An 11679-nucleotide genomic window follows, 5' to 3' on the forward strand; every position below is an offset into this window, starting at 1 on the left:
TTAAGGGGTCAAATCTTTTGTTGACTAATTCTTAAATTACAGGAATTGGGGTCGGATCAATATTTAATTTCGGCTCCCCTCCGCCCTCGCGCGCGGGGAGCGGTGAGTGAAGAGGGGGCGGGCGAAGCAGGGGAGCATAGCGAAGTGGAGGTTCCTGTGACCGTGGGCGAAGTCTAAATGAGAACGAATCGGCTGGAGGCGTTCAGCGATGCTGTCATCGCCGTCATCATCACCATCATGGTGTTGGAGATGAAAGTCCCCCACGGCGTGGACACGGCGGTCCTGGTGCCGGTCATCCCGGTATTCCTGAGCTATGTCCTGAGCTATGTCTACCTCGGTATTTATTGGAACAACCATCACCACATGCTGCATCTGTGTCAAAAGGTCACGGGGCCGATTCTGTGGGCCAATTTGCATCTCTTGTTCTGGCTGTCTCTGATCCCGTTCTCGACAGGCTGGATGGGTGAGAACCACTTCGCCTCCGCACCGGCAGCGCTCTATGGATTCGTGCTCCTGATGGCGGCGATCGCCTACTGGATATTGCAACAGCTGATCATTGCGTCGCAGGGCCCCGACTCATTACTCAAGACGGCGGTCGGGGGGGATTGGAAGGGCAAGCTGTCGCCCGTTTTGTACGCCGTCGGCATTCTTCTGGCATACCGGTGGCAATGGGTTTCCTTGAGCCTCTACGTTTTCACGGCACTCCTCTGGCTCATACCGGATCGACGAATTGAAAACGTGCTGAAAAATGTGGAAACCTATAAAGGGGTCTAAAGGAGCGAGCGACACCCACCCTGAAGAAAGCGACAACGGCCATGAAGAAGACGAAGAGCGGCTCGAAGGAAGGAACAGGAGGAGACTCTCCCTCCCGGCTGATCGATGCGCGAATCAAGGAGCTGGGGGATTGGCGTAAGAATTGGGGTCAGAGTACAAATTAAATCCGGCTCCCCTCCGGCCTCGCGCGCGGGGGCGGGATGGAGGCGGAGAGGGGTTCGCGTCGAAGAGCGGGCGCCCGTCAAGACGAGCTTCCCCGTCTACTGACTCATCAGTTCGATCGCCGTGAGATCCGACTCGTCCTCGATTTCACCGAGGCAGCTTAGGCAGGTGAAGGGGAATCCGGTGGGAAGGTCCGGCATAACGGTATCCGGCCGCTCGACCGCGGTCTCGCCGCAGTCCTTGTGGATATAAAGCGTCATAACGGCTTCCTCCTCTTAGGGTGTGGCTGGACCCAGTATGGACCCTGTCGCGGGCTTAAGCAATAGAGGACTCAAGTTGGATGAAGGCCGGCTTGGCGGAGGTGGGCCGGGTCGGACCTGGAGAAATTTTAGCTTCCCTCCGCACTCGCGCGCGGGGGCCGAAGCGGCGGCGGGAGGCTCCGGCGCCTCGACGGCGGATTGACAGACGTTCTTGTCTGGGCTATCTTTTCCGGTAGGCGGAGGGATCTTAAAAAACGAGGGTAAACCTGATCATGGAAGGAGACGCGCCATGGTTACAGAAACCGCGCCGATCGAGGTAAGCCGCCACAAGTGCCTCATCTACGACGGCCATCCTTCGGAGCAGCTTCCGGTCATCGTGCCCCTTTTGATGGACGGGCTGCGGGAAAACCTGCGCTGCCTTTACCTGGGGAATCCCGAGATGGTCGGGATGATCGATTCGGCTCTGGCGACGAAGGGCGTGGACACCGCCCGGGAGACGCAGCGGGGAGCGCTCGTTCTTTCCTCGGACCGGGGTCACCTGAAGGGAGGGGGGTTCGACCCGCACGGGATGGTCGCCATGCTCCGACAAATCATCGATGACGCCGTGCGGGACGGCTTTAAAGGCCTGTGCGCAACGGGCGACATGATGTGGGAGCTAGGCAACGACAGGAATTTTGAGCGGCTTCTCGAGTACGAAGCGCTCCTCGAACAGGTGTTTCGCGAAAAGCCGCTCCAGGGTATTTGCCAATATCGCCGCGATACCGTTCCCGCGCAAGCGGTCCGGGATGCTCTCCTGACGCACCGGAGCACCTACATCGGCCACGTGCTGAACCGGGACAATCTATTCTATGTGCCTCCCGAGCTGCTCCTGGAAAGCCGCGACGGCTCAAGCCGAGACAAGCAGGGAGAATGGATGTGCCAACAGATCATCCGGATCTTGAACGCGGAGCGCAATCGCGACCAGGCGCTGGCGGCCTTGAGCGAAAGCGAAGCCCGGCAGCGCCTTCTAGCGGAGGAGTTGGCGGAGGCCAACCGGGACCTGGAGCGCAGAATCAGGGCTCGCACGGCCCAGCTGGAGGCGGTGAATAAGGATCTGGAGGCTTTTTCCTACTCCGTTTCCCACGACCTGCGGGCGCCCCTGCGGCACGTGGACGGTTTCGGCCAGATGCTGCTTGAGGATTACGGAGAAAAACTGGACGAGGGCGGCCGGGACGTCATCCAACGCGTCCGAAGCGCCACCCGGCACATGGGCGAGCTCATCGACGGCATGCTGCAGTTGTCCCGCTTGAGCCGGAAGGATCTGCAACGGGAAGCGGTGGACCTGACGCGGCTCGCCCGGGAGGTCGAGCGGGACCTTCGCGGCCTGGCGCCCGACCGTCGGGTGGACGTGGCGGTGGCGGAGGGCCTTTCCTGCGTCGGCGATCCGACGCTGCTGCGGGCGGCTCTGGCCAACCTCATCGGCAACGCGTGGAAATTCACATCGAAACGGGATGAGGCCCGTATCGAGGTCGGAAAATCAGGCGAGGAAGACGGCGCCCCCGTCTTTTTCGTCCTGGACAACGGGGCGGGATTCAATATGGAATACGCGGAAAAATTGTTCGGCGTTTTCCAGCGGCTGCACTCCCAGGAGGAATTCCCCGGGACCGGCGTGGGCCTCGCGACCGTCCAGAGAATCATCCGAAAGCATGGCGGCCGGATTTGGGCGAAGAGCCGTCCGAACGAAGGCGCCGTCTTCTACTTTACCCTGCCGCATTCCGAATTCCCGGAACCCGCTTTTTCAGCCCCGTAGGGGAGACCCTGTTCCGCAATGAGGCTGTCGGACGGAAAGGGCGTTTCTCATGCCGGATTCCGACGCTTGTCGTTCCGGGGGGAACGGGGTCAGCTCTTGAATGATCCGTTGGGCTCCCCTCCATCCTCGCGCGCGGCGGGCGGCGATGGGAAGCGATGCGGACAAGTGGGAACTGAAGGGGAAGGGAGGGAAGGCCTTTTACTTGGTTTTCTGCTCGCCGGCAGCCTCCACCTGCTGCTTTTCAGACTTATGCCAACCGGAATCGGGATTGTATTCCTTCATGGCTTTGGCGAGAACATCGGTCTTCTCGCCGAGGTCCTTCTCGTACACGACTCCGTCCGCGTTAACGATGAATGTCATCACGCCGGACGACCTGTATTCCGCCGGATAGGCCACGAAAGCGACACCCCCGGTCATTTTGCCGTTTACGATGTAACTTTTCGCGCCGCCCGTTCCATTTTTCCCCTGGCGGGTTAGGATGCGGTAATCGTAACCGCGGTAAGGAGTCGGAGCGCCTTCTTGGCTCTTGGCATAGCCCTCGGCAAAAGCCGAGGCCACCTGCGGCCCGATGGGGCTCTGGGGTTCGCCGTCGGCCGCTTTCCAATAAAGGCCGTTGTGCCGCCCTTCATCACTGAAGATTTTCCGGGCGTACCCGTTGTGCTGTTTGGCGTAGTATTCCTTCTCCGCCGCCACGAGCTCCTGGCAAACCCGAATGGCCGACATTTCATTCCGGCCGATTCGCCTGTACAAGATTTCTTTCTTGCCCGCCTCGGTGTCGAAATACCACGAATGGTTTTTGTTCACGAGCGGTATGGGCGTGGGCCAATTCTCCGCGCCGATATACAGGGTGGTGGTTCCGTCCGGCTCGTCCACCAGACGGTGCATTTCCTGGTATCTCCGTACGAAATTGGCGCGGCTCTGGGCGTCCTCGGTTTCGTTTCCCATCGAGACGATTTGCTTTTCGTCCGGTCCCAGGATTTCGAGCATCGCTTTTTCGTCGTTATTCTGCGCGGCCGCGACGAGTGCGTTGCTCGCCTCCTCCGCCGATGAAAATGTTTTCTGGCCCTGTTGCTGCGCCATGGAACGGGCGGGAAAGCCCGCCGTCAAAAGGATGGCGACCGCGGCTAATTTAGGAAGATGGGACCAAAAACAGTTGCCGACATTCCGCATCGCTCGCCGCATAGGGATTCTCTCCGTTTCTAAATTTCACAATCGGCTTGGAACACCACGAAGCCTCGATTACCGACGCCCGCCCCCGCCGCGCGCTCCGCCGCCCCCGCCACGCGCTCCGCCGCCCAGGCTGGCGCTTCCGCGTGAAGAAAAGCTCCTTGTCTGTCCGCCATGGTCGTAACCGCTGAATGCGCCCGAGCGGGTGCCGTTCTGGCCGTGGGGTTCAGCGTATCCTCGAGCAGCCTTGTTGTCTCCGCCGAACGGATGGGTCGTTGCGCCGGGATGGTTGAATAATCTGCCGCCCCCGCCGGCAGGCCCGCCCCCTGCGGGAGGGCCGGGACGAGGTCCGACGTGCGGGCGTGCTCCTCGGTAGTAAGCGCCCCGGTTGTAAAATGTGGTGCTCCGGGAGAAGTACCTGCCGTGGTTATGAGTTATGCCGTGGTTGTGCCAATCGCATCCCCAATGAGGCCAGCCCCATTCATAAACCGCGAAGAAGCCGATTCCGAGGCCGATTCCGAACGAGAGGTACGGGCCTCCATACCAGATTCCGGGATACGGATACCACCCCGGCCACGGCACGACGGGTTCTCCGTAAACCAACCACGGATCATACGCGGGGATGTAAACCACATCGGGGTCGGCCGGCTCGACGATGATCGTCGAGCCTTCCGCCGTTACGGTTTGCTGCGGCGTGCTCTTGAAATCGCCGGTTTCTTGCGCTCGCCGGCGCATCACCTGCACGGCATCCATCACATCCGGTTCCTGGTTGTAGTAGGCGTCGCCCAGAGAGGACGTCCAGGAGAGATTCTTGTCCATGTTTCCAAGGACGGATGGAAACGCAACGAGCGCCTTGACGCTCGGGTCCCAGGGTTGTTGGTCCACGGCGTGACCCAACGCTTCGCCCTTCAAATCAGGATGCGCCTGCACCCATCGGTCGGCTTCGACAACTTGCTCGGGAAACGTGGACGCCGCCAGGATCTGCGCCACAAGCGAATCCGGATACAGCGCAATCGGCGCGACCAATTGCTGCAACTGCTCGGGAGCCTGTTGCGCGTAACGCGGCGCCTGCGCGGCCTGGGGCGGCTCTTGCGGGTCTTGATAGGCCGACAGGTACTGAGGCCAGGTCGCGAACAACACAGCCAGCGACAACAGGGACACCCAATGCCGCTTGCCCGATCGAGGCCTTGAGAACTCTGCGGTATGTCCGAAAATGTTCATGTTCTTGAACCTCGCGGTGGGGGAGTCCATTGCCGCCTCTATTCCGGACAGGTACAGGCTGTATTCGGCTCGCCGTTGTCCGACGCCCGCCACGACCCGATGACGCATATCGTATTTTCAGTTTGGGCTTTCTTCCGTTCACGTGTCAAGAAATAAATCGCGAGGCTAAGGTCAAAGGGATTCTTCGACCCGAAGGGTGAGAAGAATCTTATTCGCTCGCTGACGCTCGCTATGCGGGTTCAGAGCATTGGAGCGGTAGACAATGGAACATTGGATACCGCTGAAACGGGAGGTCAGCTCTTGAATGATCCGTTGGGCTCCCCTCCGGGAAGAGCTTGTCATGCAGATTTCACATACAAATTGATACACTTTCTTCGTTGCAATGCCTGTTGCGGCGGCCCTATAATAATGGCAGGCGAGCGCACTGAATAACCCCACGAGGGCGCCATGTTTTCACGAATCCCCGTTATTGGCTTTTTGATTCTATGTTCCATCCCGATATCGCTTCCCGCCCATTCGGCCGCCCAAATCTACTCCTGGCAAGATGCAAGCGGGGTCGTCACGTTCAGTGACGATCCTGCGCATGCTCCGAGCGACGCCCGGGTAAGCGTTTTTTCAAGCGGGGATTCGGAGCCGCAGGCCGCGGCCGGGACGGGTTTGACGGAGACGGCCGCCGCGGAAATACCGGAACGGCCTTCGAGGATTGCGACGCAGGGGGAATTTGCCCTCCAACTGGTCCGGGAACTTGGCTTGGGCAACCTGTCCGACGCCGCGGAGGCGGCCGACATGCTCACGAGCGTTCGGATCGCACCGCAGCTCGGCCGCTGGGAGCTGGATCAAGCGATGACTCCGGAGCTCTCGGCCCGGCTCCGCACCCTCACCGTGGCGGCCGCCGAGAGAGGGTGGATCACGATTACCTCCGATCAGGCCTTGCTCGCCTTCGACACGGCCGCGGCTCTGCTCGATGCGCCTGCTCCCGCCCCCGCGGATCCGGAAAGCCCCGAGTCCCCTTATCCGACGCTGGAGGCCCCTCCCGAGGTGTATCTCTACCCGCCGCCTCCGGAGTTTTATCCGTATTATATCTGGACGCCTGTCGCGGGCGGCTTCTGGTGGAACGATTTTCTATTTCCGGGATTCTTTGCCTTAAACGTTGACCTGTTCTTCATCAACCATCACCATCATCCCCATCCCCGCTCCTTTTCCGGGGGCCGCCGCTTTACGCCTACTTCGTTTGGCATTCAGCGTCATTTTCTAAGCCGGATTGCCGATCATCGTTTCGGCGGAACCTTTCCCGGGATCCATCATTATGGAAGAGTTCCATCCGGAGTGAAGCCGCAAAGACCATGGAGCGTAGAGCAAAACCCGCCCGCGCGGCCGATGATGCGCCGTCAGTCGCCGCCCTTGAACGCCCTTGCCTCAAGACAGAGGGCCGGATCGGAATTCCAAGCTTCCCCGGTCCGCCGCTTCAGCAACATTGCCTTTGCCCGTCCTCAGAGCGCTTTCCTCATGGCAAGGCGCGTTGCCCCCTCGGCCAGACACGGGTTCAGTATGGGTCCGCCTAGGGGCGGCTCCGGGCGCGCCGCCGGCCGGGGATCTTTGTCCAGATAATACGATAGTACGACGCACAAAACAAAATCCCCATCCGGTGTTAACCTGTGGATAATATCGGGCATTGGTATTGGCCCCCGGTGCTTCGGCCTTATTCGCTTCGATACGCGTCAAACGCGCGGTTCTGTCCATCCATTTCCAGGACGATCCGCCTCCCTTTCCCGATCCCGTTTAATTTCGTGGCCGCCGCGTCCCTCAGTTCAAGACTCTGTATATCCCCTTCTTTGGTTTTAAGGATGATTCGCCTGTTTAAAATGTCGAAGTGTTGAACCGTTCCGGTGACTTCATCGCCGATATAGGCCCCGGTGCCGCGCGGCGGGGCGATGGCGAGGACGGAATTTCCCCGATCCAGTATCAAGTCCACCTGATCGCCGGGTTTTATCGATGTCTTTCCATCTCTCTGCATTTCTTTTACCCCAAGGTTACGGATCGTTCTTTCTTCCGTCCGGAAAAAAACCGTATCACTCGCGACCCTCGTAACGGTGGCGGTGATGCTCCTATGCGATGAGGGATCCATCGGCTGCAGGTAGGGCTCCCCTACCATATTATTTACAAAATCGCCGCCGTAAGCCGTTGAAACAGAGGCGGCTAAAACCCAAGCCATCAAAAATAATCCGCGTCTATTCATGGCACACCTCCTTGTGTGATTGGATGTGGTCGTAGGGCCGCTTCTTTTCTCCATCGCTGAGATGCCGTCGCCGTTTCGACGGACTGTCCGGGGATCTCCCGCAAACGTACCGGGGTGAGGCGGCAGGGGAGGAGCGCGAGAGGCACAAGGGTCTCCCGCGGGCGGGGAGGAAAAAAGAGGGAGCAAGCTTCTTTCCATCAGAGCCTCCTTTGTCCCGGCTCTGGGATGCGAATAACGGCCTTATGTACAGGCCCGGGATGGAGAACGCTTACAGCAGGAAGAGGATCAAGCGGGTCAAAAGGAGAGGGTTCAGGCGTCGACCTGAGGAGTCGTTGTCTTCCGGCTTGGGTGATAAAATCCTAATACCTCCGGCTTGTGATGTCAAGATGATTCTAATACACCCGGCTTAAGAGACGCCGAGGGATCCCTGATATTGGGGATGATGTCGATCTGCCGGAGGGCGATCGGGCCGGGTCGGACCCGGAGAACTGGAGGCTCCCCTCCGGTCCCGCGGCGGCGAAAAGCCGCCGGCTCGCGAACTCGGCCGTTTGAAAGTACGATGCGACTGTACTATAATCCCGGGGACGGCCGCGTTCGCGACCGTTTTTCAACCCCGGAGGGATACCATGTCCCGCAAAGAGACCATCGGACGGAAAAGGAACTTCCTGTGTTGGATCGCGGCGCTTTTTGCGGTCTCGGCCTGCGCGACGCCTTCCGACGCGACACCGACGGCGGAATCCAACGCGGTCAACGCGAACGGGAAGAAGCTGGGGAAGCTCGAGCCGGGGACCTACGTCCCGCGATCGCTCGTTTTTACCTCGGACGGGCTCCACGCCGTCTGGCTGAATCGATCGAACGACCAATTCCAGCTTTTACTGGATGGAACACCGGCGCCCCCGTTTGACGGAATCTACCGGCCTCCCGTCGTTCTGAGCCCGGACGGACGCCGCATGGCGTATCTCGTCGAAAATAAAACCGATCATTATCTATCCGTCGTCAGCGACGGAAAGGCCGGTCCGGGTTTTGATCTCATCCTTTCCGGGACGCCGCTCTTCAGTTCCGACGGTCGTCACATCGCTTACGCGGGGGCGGTCCGGAAAAAGTACCGCGTTTTCCTCGACGGCGCGCCGAGCGAAGAGTACGAGCTGGTCGGCCATCTGCGCTTCAGTCCCGACGGCCGGCATTTCGCCTACGCCGCCCAAAAAGACCAAAAAAGGTTCATGGTCGTCGACGGCGCTCCCGGCCCCTCGTTTGACGATGTTTATCCCTCCGGGTTCAGCCCCGACAGCCGCCACCTTGTCTATTACGCGACGCGGGGGGAAAAACACCGGATCATGGTGGACGATCATCCGGGGCCGGAGTATGACACGATCGGTCCGGTTCGCTTCAACCCGGTCCGGGGGGCCGAGCCCCCGTCCATCACCTATATCGGCCTTCTGGGGAACGACTTGATCGAGGTTACCCAGGCCCTGCCGTAGGGGCCCGGGATCGATTCTTCCGGACCGGAATGGCATTGACTCCGCCGGGCCGCTCCTGTAAAGCTACACGGATTCATTATCCCCCCGGGGGAAAGGAGGCGCATGAATCAAAGGATCGTGGTCCATGTTCAGGACGGCCGGATCGTCAAGGGCAACTCGTTTGATTTTCTGCCCAACAAAGAAGTCTTCCATCTGCATTTGCTGGATGAGCCTCCCGATAAAAAACCGACGGAGATTGCCGTTTCAGGGCTCAAGGCCATCTTTTTCGTGAAGGATTTTTGGGGGAAGAAAGAGCGCCGGAAGACGAAGGGTTTTGGAAGCGGGTCCAAATCGTCCTATGGGAAGAAGGTCGTTGTCGAGTTCAAGGACGGAGAACTTCTTCATGGATTCACCCAGGGGTATTCCGCCGCGCGTCCCGGATTCTTTCTTTTTCCGGCCGAAGCGGAGAGCAATAACGAGAAAATTTTCGTTGTGCGATCCTTTGTCAGGAAGATCGAATTTGTCGACTGACGCGATGCCCGCCTTCCCCGAAGCCCCCGGCCGGACCTGATTCGCGCCGTTTAAACGTTCCAACCGGGCTCATGCGCGAACCGTTCCGGGCCGCGGCGGTTTGACTATCCGGAAACGATCCGTTAGAATTATACGTGATCCCCGTTGGCAAAAAGAGGCCTGGACCCTCGGTTCATCGTCCTGACAAGCCTTGCGACCGCCTTATAATCACGCCATGGTTCGATAAGCCCGATCAAATGAGGAAAGCCGGTCGATGAAAAGGCCTTCCCCGAAGTCCCTCGTCGCCGTCGTGTTGCTGGGAATCGGCGTCGTGGTCGCCGCGTTCTGGATCCTGGAGGACCACTTCCGGCCCTTTCGTTACGCGGGCACCCTGGAGGCCACCAAGGTCGATCTCTCCGCGCGCCTTCCGGCCGCCATCGGTCAAATCCGGGTGCAGGAGGGGGACCGGGTGACGGAAGGGGAAACGCTCGTCGTCCTCGACTGCGAGGACTTCAAGATCGCCGCCCGTCTCGCGCATCAGAATTACGATCGCGCCGTGGCGCTTTCAAAGTCCGGCTTCGTGACCCCGGAGACCATGGATCAGCTCCGGAACCGGAAGGACGACGCCGATACGCGGCTTCAATGGTGCACGATCGAAGCGCCGGTGAACGGGAAAGTGCTGAGCCGGTATCACGAGCCGGGCGAGTGGATGAACCCGGGAAGCAAAATCCTGACGCTCGCGAACATCCGGGATATTTGGGCCTACATCTACGTCCCGCAACCCCTGGTCGCCAAGCTTTCTCCGGGGATGAAGGTCCGGGGCTCTCTGCCCGAGCTCAAGAACCGCGAGTTTGACGGCGTCATCGTCAAAATCAACGACGAAGCGGAATTTACCCCCAAGAACGTCCAAACCCAGGCGGAGCGGGAACGCCTGGTGTTCGGCGTCAAGGTGAGCTTCAGGGACTCGAACACGGATGAGATCCTAAAGCCCGGCATGACGATCGAGGTCGCCCTTCCCAAGGACTAAACCGATCGGTTTTCGGACGGACACGAGTGACGCCACAGGACAACCCGCAAGAAGCCCTCTCCATCTTCGTCCGCGAGGTTCGAAAGACCTTCGGGCGCACGGCCGCGTTGGACGGCGTGTCCCTCGCGTTCGAGGCGGGATTGATGCACGGGGTGATCGGCCCCGAGGGCGCGGGCAAGACGACCCTGATGCGGGTGATCCTGGGGCTTTTAAAACCCGCCGCCGGAAACGTCGCGTTCCGGCGCGACGGGCATCCGGTCGAGTTCGACACGATACGCCCGCAGGTCGCCTACATGCCGCAGCAGCAAAGTCTCTACGCCGATCTTTCCGTCGGGGAGCATCTGGATTTCTTCCGCGCCCTTTACGGCATCCCCGACGAGGACTACCGGTCCAAGCGCGAGGAACTGCTTAAGATCACGCGCCTGGCCGATTTCGTCCGGCGTCCGGCGGGCCAGCTCTCGGGCGGGATGTACAAGAAGCTGGGCCTCATGTGCGCGCTCCTGCGGTCCCCGCGCGTCATGCTCCTGGACGAGCCCACGACCGGCGTCGATCCCATCAGCCGACGGGAGTTCTGGGAGCTCTTGTACCGCCTGCTGGATCAGCAGATCCTGATCCTCGTGACCACCGCCTACATGGATGAGGCGGAACGGTGCGGTCGGGTCCATCTCCTGGAGCGCGGGAAACTGGTCGATGCCGGCGAACCCCGAGAACTCCTGGCCGCAGAAGGGGTATCCAATTTCGATGAACTCTTCCTCAGACAACAGGACCGCCGGTGACCTCGCCGTGGACGTGCGGGACCTCTCCGTCCGGTACAACGACTTTTATGCGGTGAACCGCATCTCCTTCACGGTCAGGCGGGGCGAGACCTTCGGGTTCCTGGGCGCGAACGGCGCAGGCAAGACGACCACGATCCGCGTGCTCTGCGGGCTGCTTCCCCCCTCGGAGGGGAAGGTCCTCGTGGCCGGCGTGGACTTCGCCGGCAACGGAGAGGCGGTCAAGGCCCGGGTCGGGTACATGTCCCAGCGGTTCACGCTTTATAACGACATGACCGTGGCGGAGAACCTCGACTTCATCGC

The 11679-nt window shown here is 60.2% G+C and carries 12 protein-coding genes and 1 pseudogene; 9 read left to right on the forward strand and 4 right to left on the reverse strand.

All coding sequences use genetic code 11. From position 1 onward, the window contains the following. The first annotated feature begins 177 nt into the window (after positions 1-177). A complete protein-coding gene (locus VLY20_00320) occupies positions 178-774 on the forward strand; it encodes a TMEM175 family protein (GenBank protein ID HUK55088.1) in 597 nt (198 codons plus the stop codon). Positions 775-794: 20 nt separating this feature from the next. After that, positions 795-911, forward strand: a pseudogene (locus VLY20_00325) (DUF1801 domain-containing protein). Between the two features lie 123 nt (positions 912-1034). Here the strand turns inward: VLY20_00325 and VLY20_00330 are convergent. After that, on the reverse strand, positions 1035-1196 hold the full coding sequence (locus VLY20_00330) for a hypothetical protein (GenBank protein ID HUK55089.1): 162 nt from the start codon (positions 1194-1196) through the stop codon (positions 1035-1037). A 289-nt stretch (positions 1197-1485) separates the two neighbouring features. Here VLY20_00330 and VLY20_00335 point away from each other — a divergent pair, with 289 nt between their 5' ends. Continuing rightward, entirely contained in the window at positions 1486-2985 is a 1500-nt protein-coding gene (locus tag VLY20_00335; GenBank protein HUK55090.1) for an MEDS domain-containing protein, read from the forward strand. Positions 2986-3183: 198 nt separating this feature from the next. On the opposite strand, the gene VLY20_00340 is transcribed toward VLY20_00335, so the two are convergent. After that, the gene (locus VLY20_00340; GenBank protein HUK55091.1) at positions 3184-4167 is read right to left on the reverse strand and encodes a DUF2950 domain-containing protein; all 984 of its coding nucleotides are present in this window, start codon (positions 4165-4167) and stop codon (positions 3184-3186) included. A 57-nt stretch (positions 4168-4224) separates the two neighbouring features. Next, positions 4225-5481 (reverse strand): DUF3300 domain-containing protein, encoded by a 1257-nt coding sequence (locus VLY20_00345; protein ID HUK55092.1) that lies wholly within the window; start codon positions 5479-5481, stop codon positions 4225-4227. Positions 5482-5820: 339 nt separating this feature from the next. Here VLY20_00345 and VLY20_00350 point away from each other — a divergent pair, with 339 nt between their 5' ends. Further along, on the forward strand, positions 5821-6981 hold the full coding sequence (locus tag VLY20_00350; protein ID HUK55093.1) for a DUF4124 domain-containing protein: 1161 nt from the start codon (positions 5821-5823) through the stop codon (positions 6979-6981). A 91-nt stretch (positions 6982-7072) separates the two neighbouring features. On the opposite strand, the gene VLY20_00355 is transcribed toward VLY20_00350, so the two are convergent. Further along, positions 7073-7345, reverse strand: coding sequence for a hypothetical protein (locus VLY20_00355; GenBank protein ID HUK55094.1), 273 nt, complete (start codon positions 7343-7345; stop codon positions 7073-7075). A gap of 890 nt (positions 7346-8235) precedes the next feature. Here VLY20_00355 and VLY20_00360 point away from each other — a divergent pair. The 5 genes from VLY20_00360 to VLY20_00380 form a co-directional block, all read left to right on the forward strand. Then, on the forward strand, positions 8236-9087 hold the full coding sequence (locus VLY20_00360; protein ID HUK55095.1) for a hypothetical protein: 852 nt from the start codon (positions 8236-8238) through the stop codon (positions 9085-9087). A gap of 102 nt (positions 9088-9189) precedes the next feature. After that, on the forward strand, positions 9190-9597 hold the full coding sequence (locus tag VLY20_00365) for a hypothetical protein (protein ID HUK55096.1): 408 nt from the start codon (positions 9190-9192) through the stop codon (positions 9595-9597). Between the two features lie 253 nt (positions 9598-9850). Then, a complete protein-coding gene (locus VLY20_00370; GenBank protein HUK55097.1) occupies positions 9851-10603 on the forward strand; it encodes an HlyD family efflux transporter periplasmic adaptor subunit in 753 nt (250 codons plus the stop codon). A 26-nt stretch (positions 10604-10629) separates the two neighbouring features. Continuing rightward, positions 10630-11379 (forward strand): ABC transporter ATP-binding protein, encoded by a 750-nt coding sequence (locus VLY20_00375; protein HUK55098.1) that lies wholly within the window; start codon positions 10630-10632, stop codon positions 11377-11379. After that, positions 11345-11679, forward strand: a 335-nt coding sequence (locus VLY20_00380; protein ID HUK55099.1) for an ATP-binding cassette domain-containing protein, incomplete at its 3' end; no start/stop codon positions are given. The genes VLY20_00375 and VLY20_00380, both read left to right, overlap by 35 nt.

The sequence above is a fragment of the Nitrospiria bacterium genome, assembly GCA_035517655.1.
In the GTDB taxonomy this organism is placed as follows: Bacteria; Nitrospirota; Nitrospiria; order JACQBZ01; family JACQBZ01; genus JACQBZ01.